Raw genomic sequence first — 16,525 nt, 5'->3', positions numbered from 1 at the left:
CAGGTCAGAGGATGGCGGATATCCTTCATTAGGCAGAATATCGTGGAAAATGCCCTGATCCTCATCGTCGAGGACGAACCCCAGATTTCCCGGATCCTGTGTTCCTATCTGGAGCGCGAGGGATACCGGACCGTGACCGCCCAGGACGGCGAGGTCGCACTGATCCATCACCAGTCGCTGAAGCCCGACCTCGTCCTGCTCGACGTCGGCCTGCCCAAACGGGACGGCTTCTCGGTGCTGGCCGATCTGCGCGCGCGCGGCATGACGCCGGTCATCATGACGACCGCGCGGGCGGAGGATCTCGACAAGCTTTCCGCGCTGCGGATCGGTGCCGACGACTATGTGGTGAAGCCGTTCAATCCGCTCGAGGTGGTCGCGCGGGTAAAGGCCGTGCTGCGCCGCTCGGCCGGCGCGGGCGCCGATCAATCGCTGATCCGGTTCGGCGCGCTGCAGCTCGATACCCTGAGCTATACCGCGGCGGTATTGAACGATGCGGCCACGATCCCGCTCGACCTGACGCTGACCGAGTATCGGTTGCTCTCGCACATGCTCCGCGCGCCGCGCCGCGTGTTCGACCGCGCCGAGCTGGTCGATGCCTGCCTGCCCGAGGGGAATGCGCTCGAACGGACCGTCGACAGCCATATCAGCAACCTGCGCCGCAAGCTCGACCGGGCCGGCATGACCGGGCTCTGCGTCGTGGTGCGCGGCGTCGGCTATCGGCTGGCCGGGTCATGATCGCCGCGTTGCGCGCCCGCCTGCGCCGCCGCTGGCCCATTGCGCGCCAGCTGGCGACGGCGCTGGTGGTGATCGTCCTCGTCAACTGCGTGCTGATCTTCGTGGCGATGACGATATGGACCGCCAACGAGGAGCGGCATATCCGGGAAACCTCCTCCCCCGCCACCCAACGCGCCATCGCCGCGCTCGATGCCGGCCGGGTTCCCGATTTCAAGGGAATCGACAAGGTCATCAAGGAAGTCAACGACCTGACGGAGACAGTGAATGAGCGCGGCAATACCGCGCTGCTGATCTGCCTGCTGCTCGCGGCGATATGCGATTTCATCCTCGGCAGCATCTTCCTCGCCAAGCTGGGGCGCGGCCTGAACGATGTCGCCTTCACGGCCCGGCGAGTGGCGGATGGCGACCTGTCGGCACGCGCACCGCTGGTGCGCTGGGCCTCGGCGGAGGAAGCGCAGCTCATCGACGACTTCAACGCGATGGCGCAGTCGCTGCAACGCGCGGAACGCGAGCTGGCGGAAAGCACCGCGGCGATCGCCCATGAATTGCGCACGCCGCTCACGATCCTGCGCGGGCGCATCCAGGGCACCATCGACGGCGTGTTCGCGCGCGAAGAGGAAGAGATGCGATCCCTGTTGCTGCAGGTGGAAGGGCTGGGGCAGCTGGTGGACGATCTCCAGACCATCAACCTGGCAAAGTCGGACCGCATGATCCTGAATCCCGACCATATCGATCTCGCACTGGAGGTGGAGCGGGTCATCGCCCTGGTTCGTCCCGACCTGGAAGCGGCGGGACTGGAACCGGTGCTCCTCCTTCGGCCGACCGCCGTCGTCGCCGATGCGGCCCGGATCCGCCAGATGATCGGCGCGGTCCTGTCGAACGCACAGCGTTATGCCGCCGAGAGCGGTCCGTTGCGCATCTGCACGGCACGGCACGGCGGCTGGGCGGTGCTCGAGATCGTCGACCACGGCCCCGGGCTGCCGGAGGAGGCCATGGACAAGGCCTTTGACCGGTTCTGGCGCGCCGAAACCTCACGCGCACGGCATAGCGGGGGCAGCGGCCTCGGCCTCTCGGTCGTCCGCGCCATTGCCGAAGCGCATAACGGAACCGCGACATTGGCGAACCATGAGGGCGGCGGCGCGATCTTCACGCTGCGCCTGCCCGTGGGCGTCGCTCCCGATCCGGCCTGATCGACCGTGCCGAACCAGGCATCCCGCAATTCGCATAATAATCGTACAATTTACGCAAAAACGCAGCATTCACGCTCTAGATCAGCTTCCAAATGGGGTGGTGCGGATTTCATGACTGCGGGAAGAGATCAGCTGCGGAATACTGCACGGATCGTGGCGTCAAGTCATGAGTGAAGTAGAGCGCAGCCGCGCCGTGGCACTTTCGCTGATGCGAATGGCGTTGGCATTGCTTGATCGGTACGGAAGTCCCCTTGCCGCCGCCCGACTGCAATATGCGATCGATACCGAAGAAGAACTTCCCGATCGCGCAGCTTCCACGGATTTGGGCGCTTGATCGCCGCACGGCGGATTCCGCTTCGCTGCATCGCGGCCTGCGGGGATGTTTTTGTCCGCGGCATGCATCATCATCACGGCATTTCCTGACCATGGACTCCATCGCGGCATTTCTCTTCTGCGGCCTGCTTGCCGGCCTGGCGACGTTCCAGCTCGGCCTCGTCGCCGGCCTGCCGCTGGGTCGTTTCGCCTGGGGCGGGCAGCATCGGATACTCCCTACCCGATTGCGATTCGGCAGCGGGATCGCGATCCCGATCTATGGGGTGCTTGCCCTGATCATCCTCGACAGGGCCGGCCTTGTCGCGATCCTGCCGGATGCCTGGTCGCATAGCCTCGCCTGGGCGACCGTGCTCTATCTCGCGTTCGGACTCGCCCTGAACATGATCTCGCCGAGCCGGGACGAGCGCCGGCTCATGGCGCCCGTGGCGATGCTCCTCCTCTGCTGCGCGCTCGTGGTGGCGATGGAGTCGATCTCGCCGCCATCCCGCTTCCCGGCCACCGCGACCTGAAGGCGCGCCCGGCACGGCACCGCCACCGGTGGCGCACCCATCCATCCCTTTGCCAATGGCCTGAGGCAGCGCCGCGCAACGGAATGCATCCGCCCGGAAGCCGAACCCGGGATTCTCGCGTCCATTATCCACAATGGACGAGATCATAGCGACGCGCAGTTCGTCATCGCACCAAGTATAGGCCAGGATCTATCCGATATTTTCCCGGTATCCGGCGATCACTGCGAAACCGGTATCAGGAAACACCCTGCGCGAAAGTAGGATTTATGGAAAAATTGGCTCTATCATAGCGAATTACTCGCACTCCAATATCGATGATTGACGTAGCTAATTACCAATAATCCTCTCCACGCGGATTCGCTAGAATCGCGATTCCAAGAATCTTGTGCATGCCTCCATTAAATACCCTCCATTATACCTCGAGTCGCAGATTATTCATCGGCATCCTGGCACACAATCCGTTACTCGATTGTCATATTATTGTACCTTCTTTCGATTTTTCCGTCACCATTAAACCAATGGATTCAAAAGATTACCAAAAGGATTTGGGATCAAAACACCACAATGAACGCAATAGCGTTTTTACAAATAATGGATTCTGATAGCTTCGGGCAGGCAACTTTCATCACGACCTAATCTCCGCAAAAATCGCCTGCGACCGCAATCTCATGGCGTTTTCTGCGGGTGAATCCGTTCGATATTTCGCGGCAATATATTGGGGGTGCTTCGTGAGCTATCTAGTTACTGCCGGTCCACCCACGCCTAATGGCGACCTTCATCTCGGCCATCTTTCCGGCCCATATCTCGCAGGCGATATTCTCACGCGCTATTTGCGAATGACCGGCGAACGGGCGACCTATATCTCGGCCGGCGACGATCATCAGAGCTATGTCGCGCGCATGGCCAAGCAGGAGGGCCGCGACCCGGCAACCGTGGCCGCGGAAAATGGCGCACGGATCCGCGAGTCCCTGGCAAGCGCCGGCATCGCGCTCGACCTGTTCGCCTCTCCGGCACAATCGCCACGCTATTCGGGTTTCATCGAGCGTTTCTTCCGCACCCTGCTCGACCGCGACGCGCTGGAGGAGCGGACCACCGATCAGCCCTTCTGCACCAGCTGCGACCGCTTCGCGTTCGAAGCGCATCTGCGCGGTCGTTGCTCGCACTGCGATGCCGAGAGCGACGGCGGGATCTGCGAGGCATGCGGCAAGCCGAACGCGGGCGCCGACCTGGTCGATCCTGTCTGCATCACATGCGGCGGCACGCCCGAGCGCCGCCCGTTGCGCCAGCTCTGGTTTCCACTCGAACGCTATCGCAGCGCCGCCGAGTTTACCTTCGCCTGTGCCTGGCTGAGCCCGCGGGCCCGCGCGCTGGTGGCCGAACTGCTGGCCGGGCCGCTGCCCGACGTGCCCGCCACCCAGCCCGCCGAATGGGGCATAGCGGTTCCCGCGAGCGGCTATGACGACCAGCGCATCTCCGCCTGGTTCGAGCTCGGCCCGCATTATCTGGCACTGACCGACCTCCTGCCCGAGGCGAGGAGCAATCCCGGCGGCTGGCAGACGCCGTGGACGGGTTTCGACAATGTCGTCCAATGCTTCGGCTTCGACTCGATCTATTTCCACGTCGTGCTGTTCCCGGCCATCTTCCAGGCCTTCGATCCCCGGCTCCGCCCGCCGATCGGGTTCATCACCAACGAGTTCTTCCGTCTCGACGGAAGCAAATTCTCCACCAGCCGCGGCCACGCCCTGTGGGCCGGCGAGTTCCTGCGCGATCATGATGCCGATGCGTTGCGCTTCCACCTCGCGCGCGTCGCGCCCGAGATCGAACAGACCAATTTCACGCTCGACGCCTTCGAGGCGACGCGGCGCGACGAACTGATCGGCACCTGGGACGACTGGCTTATCGACCTCGCGAAACGCTGCGAGGCGGCAGGCGGGATGGTCCCCCTCGCGCCGGCGCCGCGCAGCGCGCCGATCGCCCTTGCCCGCCTCGCCGGCCTGTGCGGCGATCTTTCGAACTGCTATTCGGTGCAGGGCTTTTCGCCCAGCCGCGCGGCGCATCTGCTGAGCGAGATCGTGCGCGTTGCGCGCCGTTTCCGGGCCGAGCATGCGGTGTTCGACGGAAAGCCGGCCTCGACGATCGAGGCGGCCGGCGCACTGGCGGTCGAGCTGGCCTTTGCCCGTGGCCTGGCGCTTGCGGCCGCGCCGATCCTGCCCGGCTTCGCCGATCGCCTGTGGCGCGACCTCGGCGAGCGCGGCGCGGTGGTGGATGCGCGCTGGGAGCTGCTGCCGGCGATGCTGACCACAGGCACCGCGATCGCGCTCTCGACCTCGGGCTATTTCGATCGCGCACGGCCTGGCAGCGAGCCGGCCCCGCCCGAGCCGCCCGCTGAAACGGACGCGGCATCGCCCCCGGACGATGCCGGAACCGTTCCTTCGGAGGCGGAAACCGAAGGCGCCGAAGCGCCGGAGGAAACCACGGCCGAGGCACCTTCCCCAGCGGAGCGCACCGAAGCCGCGCCGCGCAGCAATCGGAGGCGGGCTCGATGACGATGACGGCGGAACGCCTCTATATCGACGAGGAGCGCGCTTCCTTCGCGCAAGAGCGGCTCTGGTTGCTGCAGCAGCTCGATCCCTCCGACAGCGGCTATAATCTGGTCCTCCCCATCCCGCTGCCGGCCGGCACGGACGCCGCGCTGTTCACGGCGGCCATGGCCGACATGATCGAGCGTCACGACAGCCTGCGGACGCTGTTCGAGGATCGCGACGGCGTGCCCTGGCAATGCGTGCTGGCGCCCCATGCGCCGGCGGTGGTGGCGCACGACTTCGCGGCACTCGCGCCCGAGGCACGCGACGAAGCGCTCGCCGCATTGATCGCCAGCGAGATCGCGACGCCGTTCGATCTCGCGGCGGCACCGCCGCTGCATTGCCATCATGTCGATCTCGGCGAGGCGGGCACGCTGGCGGTGATCGCGCTCCACCACATCATCGCCGATGGCTGGTCGATGCACCTGTTCGCGCGGGACCTCGCCGAATTCAGTGCCGCGCACCTCGCCCGACGCGCGCCCATGCTGCCGCCGCTCGACTATCAATATGTCCATTTCTCCACCTGGCAGCGCGATCAGGTCGAGCGAGGCGCCTATGCCGAGCAGCTCGACCATTGGGTGCGCACGCTCTCGGAAGCGCCCCCCGTGCTCGACCTGCCGCTCGACCGGCCGCGCACGCCGCAGCCCCAGGCACGGGGCGGCACCTGGGTGGTCCATTTCCCGGACGAGCTGCGCGACGGCCTCAACCATCTCGCCCGGGCGGAGAATGCCACGCTCTACATGGTGCTGATGGCGGGCTATCAGGCGCTCCTGTCACGGCTGGGCGGGCAGCACGACATCATCGTCGCCACCCCGGTGGGCAGCCGGCCCAGAGCCGAGTTCGACGACATCTTCGGCTGTTTCCTCAACAATGTGCTCGTGCGCGGCCGGCCCGCCCACGCGCAGAGCTTCCGCGAGTTCCTGGCCGCGACCCGAGTGGCGGTGCTCGATGCCTTTGCGCATCAGGACGTGCCGCTCGAAGTGGTGATCGAGGCAGTCAAGCCGCAGCGCAGCCGCACCCACACGCCATTGTTCCAGACGATGCTGGTACTGCAGAACGCTCCGCGCACGGCGGAGGACGCCACACCCGAGAGCGCGCCCGCCGATGGTCCCGGCCTCTCGCTCAACGCCAAGTTCGAGCTTTCCGTCGCGCTGTGGGAAACCGCTTCCGGCCTCACCGCCGCCTTCGAGTATCGCAGCGACCTGTTCGACGAGGCGACCATCGCGGCGATGGCCAGCGCCTATCGCGCGCTGCTGGCCGATGCGGTGGCGCGGCCGGACGCGCGGCTGGGCAGCCTCGCGCTGCTCGATGCGCCGACGCAGCGAAAGATGCTGCACGACTGGAACGCCGTGCCGCTCGACTATCCTGACACGGCGACGATCCACGGGCTGTTCGAGGAACAGGTCGCGCGGGATCCCGACGCGGTTGCGGTGATCTTCGAGGATCTGACGCTCAGCTATGCTGCGCTCAATCGCGCCGCCAATCGCATCGCGCACCAGCTGATCGCGCTGGGCGCGGGCCCCGAGACCTGCGTGCCGGTGGTCTGCGAGCAGAGCATCGAGATGATCGTCGCGCTGATGGGCGTGCTCAAGGCCGGCGCCGCCTATGTGCCGATCGACCCGGCCTTGCCGCAGAAGCGCGTCGAATATCTGATCGGCAGCGTTGCGCCCAAGGCGGTGCTGACACTGGAGCGCTTCGCCGGGCTGGTGGGCGATCCGGGAGCCCCGGTGATCCCGATCGACGGAGCGCACATGGCCGCCGGCGCCGATGCCGGCAATCCCGACCCCGGCAATCCCGAGGTCGCGGTATCGGCGCGTACACTCGCCTATGTGATCTTCACTTCGGGCACCACCGGCCTGCCCAAGGGCGTGGAGGTCGAGCATCGCAGCGTCATCCACCATCTCTGGGGCATGCGCGAGCAATATGCGGTGACCTCGGCCGACCGCTTCCTGCAGAAGCACCCGTTCAATTTCGACGTGTCGGTCTGGGAATTCTTCCTCCCGCTCGCGACCGGCGGCAGCACGGTGATGGTGCGCCCAGGCGGCCAGCGTGACCTGGATTACATGATCGACCGGATCGTCGCGGAAGGCGTCACCATCGTGTGCTTCCTCCCCTCGGCGCTCACGGTGCTGCTCGACCATCCGCGCATCGCGCTGCTCGATGCCTCGGTGCGCTGGATGCTGTGCGGCGCGGAGACGATGGGGCGCGATGTGCCGACCCGCTTCTTCGAGCGGCTCAACGCCAGGCTCCACAATCTCTACGGCCCGACCGAGACGACCGTCCACAACAGCTGGTATGAATGCCTGCCAGGCGAGCAGCCCGCGGTGATCCCCATCGGGCGCCCGATGCCGGGCGTGCGCCTGTACGTCCTCGATCCCGAGCTGCAGCCCGTGCCCATCGGCGTGCCGGGGGAGATCCATATCGGCGGCGCCAGCGTCGCGCGCGGCTATCGCAACAGCCCGGATATCACCGAAGCCCGGTTCGTCGCCGATCCCTTCACCGATGGGCCCGATCCGCGGATGTACCGCACCGGCGACATCGGTCGCTTTCGCGCCGACGGCAATATCGAGTTCATCGGGCGGCGCGATCGCCAGTTCAAGATCCGCGGCTTCCGCATCGAGCTGGGCGAGATCGCGCACGTGCTGCGCCAGCACGAGCAGGTCCGGGAAGCGCTGGTGATCGTCCGCGAGGACATGCCGGGCGACCTGCGCATCGTCGCCTATGTCGTCGCAGGCGAGCCCGGATTGGGAGAGGCCGCCCTGCTCGAGCATGCGGCGCTGCACCTCCCGCGGCACATGCTGCCCAGCGCGGTCGTGATGATGGACAGCCTGCCGCTCACCGCGAACGACAAGGTGGACATGCGCGTGCTTCCGGCGCCCGGCCGCTATCAGCGCGACGCGGGCCGAGCGCCCGAGGGACCGATCGAGACCGGCCTGGCGGCGATCTGGAACTCGCTGCTCGGCTCGGCGGTGGAAGGCGTCGAGGACGACTTCTTCGATCTCGGCGGCCATTCGCTGCTTGCCGCCCGGCTGGTCGCCCATGTTCGCGCGCGCCTGGGCCGCGTGCTGCCGGTGCGCGCGGTGTTCGAGACGCCGAGACTCGGCGCCATGGCGGAAGCCATCGCCGCGGCACCGATCGCCGAGGACGATCTCAGCGCCATGCTGCGCCGGCCGCGGCGATCCCTTTGACCGAATCCAGCACGGGGCTCTGCCAGATGTACAATGAAACCGGGCTAAAATCCGCCGAAGTCCTCGAAGCCGTCGCCGAGCCGGCGGTCGCCGCCGTCGATCTCGCCTGTATCGGCTTCGGTCCCGGCGGCATCAGCCTCGCCGCCGCCTATAGCGACTGGCGCGACACCCAGCCCGAGGGCGCCCCGGTCCCGAGCCTCCGGTTCATCGAGCGGCGCCCCGGCCCCGCATGGCAGCCCGGCCTGCTGATCCGCGGCGCCGACCTCAACCATCATTTCCTCCGCGACTTCGCCACGCCACGCGATCCGCGCAGCCGCTTCACCTTCGCCTGCTATCTCAAGGAAACCGGCCGGCTGTTCCAGTTCGGCCATCTCGGCGGGCGTGTGAGCCGCGTCGAATGGAACGACTATGTCATCTGGACCGCCCGCCATTTCGATCCGCTGGTCCGCTATGGGCTGGCGGTACGATCGATCGCCCCGGCGGCGATGCGCAACGGCACGCCGAACCTGATCGAGCTGGAACTGGACGACGGCAGCCGCGTCGCGGCGCGCAACCTGGTGGTGAGCACCGGCCAGTTCCCGCGCGTGCCCGAGCCGTTCCGCGCGCATCTGGGCCCGCGCATGTTCCACAGCGCGGGGTTTCTCGACCGGATCTCCGCCTTCGATCGCGCCGCGCCGCTCAAGATCTGCGTGCTGGGCTCGGGCCAGAGCGCGGGCGAGACGCTGTTGTGGCTCTACGATCATTTCCCCAACGCGCAGCTCACTTCGGTGCATCGCGGCCTGCCGTTCCGCCTGGTCGATATCGGCCATTTCAGCAACGAGGTCTTCTTTCCCGACCAGGTGCCCTATTTCCACGCCCTCTCTCCCGAGAAGCGGCGCATGGCCGCGCAGGAATATCACCTGACCAACTTCTCCGCGGTGGACATCGACATCAGCCAGGGCCTCTACTGGCGGATGTACGAGGACCGGGTGCTCGGCACCCCGCGCGCCGAAGTCATCGCCCGCCACGCCGCCAGCGAGGTCGAGGCCGTGGGTGACGGATTCCGGATACGTTTCGTCGACGGGCTGAGCGGCGCCGAGCGGATGGTGGACGCGGATATCGTCGTGCTCTGCACCGGCTATCACGAGCCGGCCTTCCCGCCGCTGCTCGAGCCGCTGCGCGAATGGATCGTCACGGATTCCAGCGGCGGCCCCGAAGTCGCGCTCGACTATCGCGTCCGGACCGCATCCGGGTTCGGGCCGGCGCTGTACCTGAACGGCGTCACCGAGCGCACGCATGGCGCCAGCGACGCCTCGTCGCTCAGCATGACCGCGCTGAAGGCCCAGGCGATCCTCGAATCCTTCCTGACCAACCGGAACCGCTGAACGGAGCCGCCACATGTCGACCTGGCTGTTTACCTATGGATCGAGCACCGACCCCGATCACTTCGCGGAGGATTTCGGCAAGCCCGAGGCCTTTGCCGCGGCGAGCGTGGCGGACTATCGGCTGGCCTTCGTCAATTACCGGGAATCGTTCGGAGGGGGGACTTCGGCGATCGTGCCCGCGCCGGGCGCCGAGGCGATCGGCGTCGCCTATCGCATCACTCCCGAGCAGCGCGCGAGGCTCGCCGTGATCGACCCCGATTATGCGCTCCAGCCGATCCAGGCGCGCATCGGCGGCGAGACCGTCGAGGCCGAGGTGCTGCTGCCGCGCACGATCCATGGCTTCGCCTCGCCCACCGATGCCTATATGGCGCGGATTCGATACGGCCTGACCGGCTTCTACCCCATCGCCCAGGTCGACGCCGCAATCCGCGCCGCGCTCGACCGGCGCTGGCTGTTCGACGGCCTCCCCGCGCAATGGGCGGCCGATGCCGAGCCGCGCATGGAATATGGCACCCTGTTCCGCCGGCTGCTGCCGTGGAAGGGGGGAGTCCGCACGCCCTGGGGCGGCGCTGTCGCCACCATCGCGCCGGGCACTGCCAGCGAGTTGTTTCCCCATGACGAGGAAGAGCTGGCATTCGTGCTGTCGGGCAGCGGCAGGCTGCGGCTCAACGCGCACGAGCGCGCGCTCGGCCAGGGTGACCTCATCTATTTCGAACCCGAATGCGAACACGTCGTGACCAACGACCAGCCCGAGGAGCCGCTGGTCGTGCTGTTCCTCTGGTGGGGCGGCGCGGACGGCGTGGCGTGGGCGGGGCGCAAGATCTGACGCGATCCTTTCGCGTTTCTGGCGGGAGCGGAACAATGACGGACCTGAAGGCGGCAACTCTCAACCGGCGCGGTTTCCTGGGCGCCCTGGGCTCGGCGATGGCGACGGCCAGCACGGCGTCCACCCGCGCGGCGCTCGCCGCGCAGGACACCGAGTTCGACTATATCGTCGTGGGCCTGGGATCGGCGGGCTGCGTCGTCGCCAACCAGCTGAGCGCGAAGGCCGGCCTGCGCGTACTGGCGCTGGAAGCCGGCCCGACCGACTATACGCCGATCATCCAGAACCCCGACAATTACTACAAGGCCAAGGGCTCCCCGATCTACGACTGGAATTATCAGACGATACCCCAGCCGCACATCGACGGCCGCATCATCCCCGCGCCGCGCGGCAAGGCCTATGGCGGATGCAGCTCGATCAACGCGATGATCTACATCCGCGGCAACCGCGCGGACTATGACAATTGGGCCTATCAGGGAAACCGGGGCTGGGCATATCAGGACGTGCTGCCGCTGTTCATCGCGGCGGAGGGCAATCGCGACATCCGCGGGCCGCTGACGGGCAACAAGGGCCCTCTCACCGTGCAGAATTATCCGCACAAGAGCCTGCCGGGCACGGCGTTCGTGCAGGCGGCGGTGCAGATGGGCTTCAAGGGGCCGGACTGGAACTTCAACGGCGCGATCCAGCAGGACGGCGCCGGCTTCTACCAGTTCACCATCCGCACCGAGCTGCGTGAGGGCAAGCCGCGGCTGGAACGGTGCAGCCTCGCCAAGGCCTATCTCCATCCCGCGATGGGCCGCACCAACCTCACCGTTCGCCACGATGCGCCGGTCAAGCGGCTGATCGTGGAAGGCGGCCGCGCGGTGGGCGTGGAATATGTGCTCGACGGCCAGACGCTGCAGGCGCGCGCAAGCCGCGAGATCGTCCTGTGCGCCGGCGCGGTCACTTCGCCCGCCATCCTGATGCGTTCGGGGATCGGCCCGGCCGACGCGCTGCGCGCGCTCGGCATCCCCGTCGTCCTGGACCTGCCGGGCGTCGGCGAGAATCTGCAGGACCATCCGGTGCTGCCGGTCGCCTATCATGCCATTCCCAAATTGCCGCCGCTCTGGGCCAGCGGCGTGCAGGCCGGGCTGTTCGTCAAGACGCAGAGCCACGCCCCCTCGGCGGCACCCGATCTCCAGTTCCATTTCTGGCAGGGCGACGACGACGACGACAATTCCTTCTCCTTCTCGCCGACCGTGGTCCGGCCGTCGAGCCGCGGTCGCATCCGGCTCAAGTCGGCGGACTATACCGTCGCGCCCCTGATCGACCCGAACTACATGCAGACCCAGGCCGATATCGACGTGATGATCAAGGGCATGGAACTGTCCCGCCAGTTGGTGCGCCAGCAGGCGTTCAGGGGCATCGCGGGGGCGCCGCTGCACGATTTCGGATCGGCGAGAACGCCCAGGGAAATGGCCGATTATGTCCGCAAGAACGTGCGGACGATCTATCACCTCGCCAGCACCTGCAAGATGGGGCTCGGCGCCGATGCCGTGGTCGATCCGGAGCTCAAGGTCTACGGCATCGCCGGGCTGCGCGTCGCCGACGCCTCGATCATGCCCGAGGTGGTCAGCGGCAACACCAATGCCGCCTGCGCGATGATCGGTCAGCGCGCCGCCGACATGATCCTCGGCAAGGACAAGCGCCCGTGAGCCGGCGCCCCCGCGCCGACATGCCGACGCGCGGCACCGCTTCCTTCACTCGGCTGGAATCGGAGGTCCGCGTCTATTGCCGCGGCTTTCCCGCGGTATTCGCGCGCGCGCACGGTGCCGAGCTGTTCGACGAAGAGGAGCGGCGCTATCTCGATCTGCTCGTCGGCGCGGGCGTGCTGAACTATGGGCATAATCCGCCCGAGATCGTCGCGGCGGTCAGCCGCTATCTGGCCGATGGCGGGATCGTCCATGCGCTCGATCTGCACACGGTGGCGAAGCGCCGGTTCCTCGATGCGTTCGAATGCCACATCCTCGCCCCGCGCGGCCTGGACTACAAGATCCAGTTCACGGGCCCGACCGGCGCCAACGCAATCGAGGCGGCACTCAAGATCGCGCGGCGGGTCACCGGCCGGAGTTCGGTGATCGCCTTCACCAACGGCTATCACGGCGTGTCGCTCGGCGCGCTCGCGACAACGGGCAATTCCGCCAAGCGCCGCGCCGCCGGCATCGCCCTGGCCGGCGTCGACCGGATGCCGTTCGACGGATATCTCGGCAGCGACGTCGATACGGCGGCCTATCTCGCACGGATGCTCGCCGACCCCGGCAGCGGGATCGATCCGCCGGCCGCGATCCTGCTGGAAGTCGTGCAGGCCGAAGGCGGCATCAACCTGGCCTCGGATCCCTGGCTCCGCGCCATTGCCGAGATCGCCCGCGCACACGACGCGCTGCTGATCGTCGACGACATCCAGGCCGGCTGCGGGCGCACCGGCAGCTTCTTCAGCTTCGAGCGCGCCGGAATCCGCCCTGACATCGTCTGCCTTTCCAAGGCGATCGGCGGAATGGGCCTGCCGATGTCGCTCGTGCTGATGGCACCGGAGCATGATTGCTGGCGGCCCGGCGAGCACAACGGCACGTTCCGCGGCCACAATCTCGCTTTCGTCGCCGCTACCGCCGCCATCGAGAGCTATTGGCGTGACGACAGGCTCGAGCGCCGCATCGCGGCCAGCGCGGCGCATCTCGAGGAGCGGCTGCGCGCGCTGCCTGGCCATGGCAGGCCGGACGGCTTCACCTTGCGCGGCCGGGGAATGATCCGCGGGCTGGCATGGCGCGATACCCGTATCGCCGGGCAGGTCTCGGCGGCGGCCTATGCGCGCGGCCTGATCGTCGAGACCTGCGGCCCCCGGGACGAAGTGCTGAAGCTGCTGCCGCCGCTGACGATCACCGCGTCCGAGATCGACGAGGCCGCCGATCTGCTGGGCGAGGCGATCGCCGACATCGCCCCCGTCCCCGCCACTGCGCTCGAGACGGCCTGACCGGCCGTGCGCGGGCCCAGCCTTCTCGTCGTGGGGGCTGGCATCAACGGCCTGTGGATCGCCTGGCGCTTCCTGCGTGCCGGCTGGCGCGTGACGCTGGCGGATGCCGGGCCCCTGCCCAATCCGGCGGCGGCATCCTGGGACCAGCATCGGCTGATCCATCCGCTGGGCGCGGAATCCGAAACGGATGTCCATGCCATCGAAGCGGCGATGGGCGGCTGGGCGGAACTCTGGTCGCGGCTCGGCCACAGCCATTACCGCCAGACCGGAGGCCTGCTCGGCAGCCGCATAGAGGCGCGCGCGATCTTCCTGGGCGCCGCCGGCTGGCCCTGCCAGCGCGTGGGCAGCGCCAGCCTGGCGGCCCTGGTGCCGGGGCTGCGGCGCCATCCCGAGAATGGCGGGCTATGGACGCCCCGCGCCGGCGTGCTGCTTGCCGACCGCATCGTCACGGACATGGTCCGGCTGATCGACGGGCTCGGCTGTCGCCTCCTGCCCCACCGACCCATATTCGAGGAGGAGATCCGCGAAGGACGCCTGAAGCTCGACCATGGCGAACGCCTCGAGCCCGACCTGACCATCGTCGCGGCGGGCGCCGGCACCGGCAAGGCGATGCGGGCACTGGCGCCGCGCCTCACCATTGTCGACCAGACGATGTTCTATTTCTCCGCCCCGCGCGCCTGGGAGCGCGCGCCCCTCCTCGTCGATTTCGGTCCGGGAGACGATCTTTGGGCCGCACCGCCGGTTGCCGGCACGATGCTCAAGCTCGCCGCCAGCGACCTTGCCGTGGCGGAGGGCCCGTTCGACACCGACGCGCTTTCCGAGCGGCTCAGCGAGACTTTCCGCACGGCCGAATGGCGGTTCGTGCGCCATGCCCGCTGCAGCTATGCCCGCACGGCCGACGGGGCCCGCATCCTGGAACCTGTAGAGGGTACCGACCAGCGCGTCTGGGTCGTTACGGGCTGCAATGGCGGCGGCTTCAAGCTGGCGCCGCTGGTGGCGGACCTGGTCTGGCAGCATGCGCCGGGCCATGCGGAGGCGCTTGCATGACATCGCCAGGGCCCGACTGGGCGATGCTGCTCGCCCGATTGCCGCAACCCGGGCCGGACCGGGCAACGATCGGCCTCGCGATCGATACCGGCCCGCACGGGGCCGATCTGCTCCGGGCTGCGGCGGCGCTCGCCGGGGACTTTCCCGGAATCGGCTATCTCTGGCACGACGACGGCGCGAGCGCCGAAGGCGGCGCGGCAGCGGCTCGGGCAATGAACGAGCAGGGCGTGCGGCTGCTCATCGGCCACTTCAACAGCGCATCGGCGCTCGCCGCGGCCCCCCTTTATGCCCGGGCCGGCGCGGTGCTGCTGGCGCCCGGCGCGACGCATCCCGCCTTGACCGGGGCGATGCCGAATTGCTTCCGCCTGTGCGCGCACGATCTGCGCCAGGCACGGCTGTTCGCCGAGGAACTCACCGCCACCGGCGAAACTCCGGTGCTGGTCACGCAGCGCATTCCCCATGGCAAGAGCCTTGGCGATGCGGTCGAGGGCCGGTTGCGGGCAGCCGGACATGCGCCGCTGCGCATCGATGTCGGCCACCCTGCCGACGTCCCGCCGCTCCCGCCCGGGCCGGTGGCGGTGATCGGGCGCCATGCCTTTGCGGCCGCCCTGCTGCCGCGCCTGACGGCGCACCCGCTGGTGCTGCTGAGCGACGATTGCCGCACCCCAAGCCTGCTCGACGCGATCGCCCCCGGCATCGCCGATCTGCGGGTGGCGGCAATCGGCGGCGCGGACGATGCGATGCCGGGCGGCGGCGCCTATTCGCGGACCAGCCGCGCGGCCATCGAGATATTGGCGGGAGCAGTGGAAATGGCGGGCCCCGATCCGGCCGCAGTGGCGGAAACGCTGCACGCCCGGCATTGGCCCACCTGCCTCGGCAGCGTCGGGTTCGACGCAATGGGCGAACCGATCGGGATCGACTGGCACTGGCTGCGGATCGCGCCGGCCCTTGCAGTGGAGGTGAAATGATGCAGGCAACCCGGATGCCGTCCGGCACCGTCGCGCTGTGGCTGGTGCCGCGCGAGGGGGAGCATCGCGACCGCGCGGCCGAACTCGCGGAACTCGACACCGCCGCTCGCGCGCGACTGGCGGATATCCGCGCACCCGAGGCACGCGACGCCCAGCTCCTCAGCCGCGCATGGCTCGCTCGCATGCTGCGCGCGCAATTCGGGCCGGCGAGCGCCGGCTGGAGCGTCGGCATCGACTGCAACGGCCGCGCGACCCTGCGAGGCGCGCCGCCCGGGATCGCGATCGCATTCGCCCATGGCCGCGACACCATCGCCCTGGCAATCGGCCATGATTGCGGCGCCGGCCTGGGCATCGATCTCGAGGACCGGCTGGGCGGCGACGATCCCCTGCTCGCCCCGGTGATGCTCTCGCCGGCCGAGCTCGCGCAATATCACTGCCTCGCCACCGGAGAACGCCGGCGCCGCTATCTGCTCGCGCGCTGGGTGGCGAAGGAAGCCTATGCCAAGGCCTTGGGCCGGGGATTGGCGCTGGGGTTCGACGCGATCGACACGATCGAGGTGACGCCGGGGCATTTCAACATCCGCGATCCCTATGCGCCGAACGATGCGGCCTGGCAGGTCAGGCTGCTCGAGCCCGACCAGGGCACTGCCGTCGCCGTGGCGCTGGCGCCATCCGGCAACAAGGCGATCGCGATCGATCTCCACGATCCGGACGGGTTTGGATGGTGCATCACCACCAGCGATGCGAAATGGGTCGCCGAACCCAGTCCCGCCTAGAAA

General features: G+C 67.8%; 12 protein-coding genes. All 12 read left to right on the top strand.

Annotated features, from left to right (window positions below; genetic code table 11):
* Positions 1 to 42: 42 nt before the first annotated feature.
* The 12 genes from ACIQCS_RS07105 (at position 43) to ACIQCS_RS07050 (ending at position 16,522) form a co-directional block, all read left to right on the top strand.
* Complete coding sequence (locus ACIQCS_RS07105; RefSeq protein ID WP_086129241.1) at positions 43 to 735, top strand: response regulator; 693 nt, start codon at positions 43 to 45, stop codon at positions 733 to 735.
* Entirely contained in the window at positions 732 to 1,925 is a 1,194-nt protein-coding gene (locus ACIQCS_RS07100) for an ATP-binding protein (protein ID WP_345851358.1), read from the top strand. The genes ACIQCS_RS07105 and ACIQCS_RS07100 overlap by 4 nt, the downstream gene beginning before the upstream one ends.
* A gap of 251 nt (positions 1,926 to 2,176) precedes the next feature.
* On the top strand, positions 2,177 to 2,767 hold the full coding sequence (locus ACIQCS_RS07095) for a hypothetical protein (RefSeq protein ID WP_401530425.1): 591 nt from the start codon (positions 2,177 to 2,179) through the stop codon (positions 2,765 to 2,767).
* Between the two features lie 668 nt (positions 2,768 to 3,435).
* Positions 3,436 to 5,313, top strand: coding sequence for a class I tRNA ligase family protein (locus tag ACIQCS_RS07090; RefSeq protein WP_345851353.1), 1,878 nt, complete (start codon positions 3,436 to 3,438; stop codon positions 5,311 to 5,313).
* Positions 5,310 to 8,537 carry an amino acid adenylation domain-containing protein gene (locus tag ACIQCS_RS07085; RefSeq protein ID WP_345851352.1) on the top strand — a complete coding sequence of 1,076 codons (3,228 nt, stop codon included), beginning with the start codon at positions 5,310 to 5,312 and terminating at the stop codon, positions 8,535 to 8,537. Before ACIQCS_RS07090 ends, ACIQCS_RS07085 begins: the two co-directional genes overlap by 4 nt.
* On the top strand, positions 8,534 to 9,901 hold the full coding sequence (locus tag ACIQCS_RS07080) for a SidA/IucD/PvdA family monooxygenase (protein WP_345851351.1): 1,368 nt from the start codon (positions 8,534 to 8,536) through the stop codon (positions 9,899 to 9,901). The genes ACIQCS_RS07085 and ACIQCS_RS07080 overlap by 4 nt, the downstream gene beginning before the upstream one ends.
* Before the next feature lie 13 nt (positions 9,902 to 9,914).
* Positions 9,915 to 10,727, top strand: coding sequence for a cupin domain-containing protein (locus tag ACIQCS_RS07075; protein ID WP_345851350.1), 813 nt, complete (start codon positions 9,915 to 9,917; stop codon positions 10,725 to 10,727).
* Positions 10,728 to 10,762: 35 nt separating this feature from the next.
* Positions 10,763 to 12,418 carry a GMC family oxidoreductase gene (locus ACIQCS_RS07070; protein WP_294051726.1) on the top strand — a complete coding sequence of 552 codons (1,656 nt, stop codon included), beginning with the start codon at positions 10,763 to 10,765 and terminating at the stop codon, positions 12,416 to 12,418.
* 20 nt (positions 12,419 to 12,438) lie between these two features.
* Positions 12,439 to 13,731: a diaminobutyrate--2-oxoglutarate transaminase gene (gene ectB / locus ACIQCS_RS07065; RefSeq protein WP_401530513.1), complete on the top strand. Its 1,293-nt coding sequence runs from the start codon at positions 12,439 to 12,441 to the stop codon at positions 13,729 to 13,731.
* A gap of 6 nt (positions 13,732 to 13,737) precedes the next feature.
* On the top strand, positions 13,738 to 14,778 hold the full coding sequence (locus tag ACIQCS_RS07060; RefSeq protein ID WP_401530420.1) for an NAD(P)/FAD-dependent oxidoreductase: 1,041 nt from the start codon (positions 13,738 to 13,740) through the stop codon (positions 14,776 to 14,778).
* Positions 14,775 to 15,746: an ABC transporter substrate-binding protein gene (locus tag ACIQCS_RS07055; protein ID WP_345851343.1), complete on the top strand. Its 972-nt coding sequence runs from the start codon at positions 14,775 to 14,777 to the stop codon at positions 15,744 to 15,746. Before ACIQCS_RS07060 ends, ACIQCS_RS07055 begins: the two co-directional genes overlap by 4 nt.
* Positions 15,743 to 16,522 carry a 4'-phosphopantetheinyl transferase superfamily protein gene (locus tag ACIQCS_RS07050; RefSeq protein WP_345851342.1) on the top strand — a complete coding sequence of 260 codons (780 nt, stop codon included), beginning with the start codon at positions 15,743 to 15,745 and terminating at the stop codon, positions 16,520 to 16,522. The genes ACIQCS_RS07055 and ACIQCS_RS07050 overlap by 4 nt, the downstream gene beginning before the upstream one ends.
* The last annotated feature ends 3 nt before the right edge of the window (positions 16,523 to 16,525 follow it).

This window comes from Sphingomonas sp. NPDC092440 (assembly GCF_044754985.1).
In the GTDB taxonomy this organism is placed as follows: domain Bacteria; phylum Pseudomonadota; class Alphaproteobacteria; order Sphingomonadales; family Sphingomonadaceae; genus Sphingomonas.
Note: the sequence above shows the minus strand (reverse complement) of the source record. Positions and strands in the feature narration are given on the sequence as shown.

What these genes read in the sequence shown, in the direction of transcription:
- ectB (WP_401530513.1), top strand. Translation starts at nt 12,439, where the DNA reads ATGCCGACGCGCGGCACCGCTTCCTTCACTCGGCTGGAATCGGAGGTC.
- ACIQCS_RS07075 (WP_345851350.1), top strand. Translation starts at nt 9,915, where the DNA reads ATGTCGACCTGGCTGTTTACCTATGGATCGAGCACCGACCCCGATCAC.
- ACIQCS_RS07085 (WP_345851352.1), top strand. Translation starts at nt 5,310, where the DNA reads ATGACGATGACGGCGGAACGCCTCTATATCGACGAGGAGCGCGCTTCC.
- ACIQCS_RS07050 (WP_345851342.1), top strand. Translation starts at nt 15,743, where the DNA reads ATGATGCAGGCAACCCGGATGCCGTCCGGCACCGTCGCGCTGTGGCTG.
- ACIQCS_RS07070 (WP_294051726.1), top strand. Translation starts at nt 10,763, where the DNA reads ATGACGGACCTGAAGGCGGCAACTCTCAACCGGCGCGGTTTCCTGGGC.
- ACIQCS_RS07055 (WP_345851343.1), top strand. Translation starts at nt 14,775, where the DNA reads ATGACATCGCCAGGGCCCGACTGGGCGATGCTGCTCGCCCGATTGCCG.
- ACIQCS_RS07100 (WP_345851358.1), top strand. Translation starts at nt 732, where the DNA reads ATGATCGCCGCGTTGCGCGCCCGCCTGCGCCGCCGCTGGCCCATTGCG.
- ACIQCS_RS07090 (WP_345851353.1), top strand. Translation starts at nt 3,436, where the DNA reads ATGGCGTTTTCTGCGGGTGAATCCGTTCGATATTTCGCGGCAATATAT.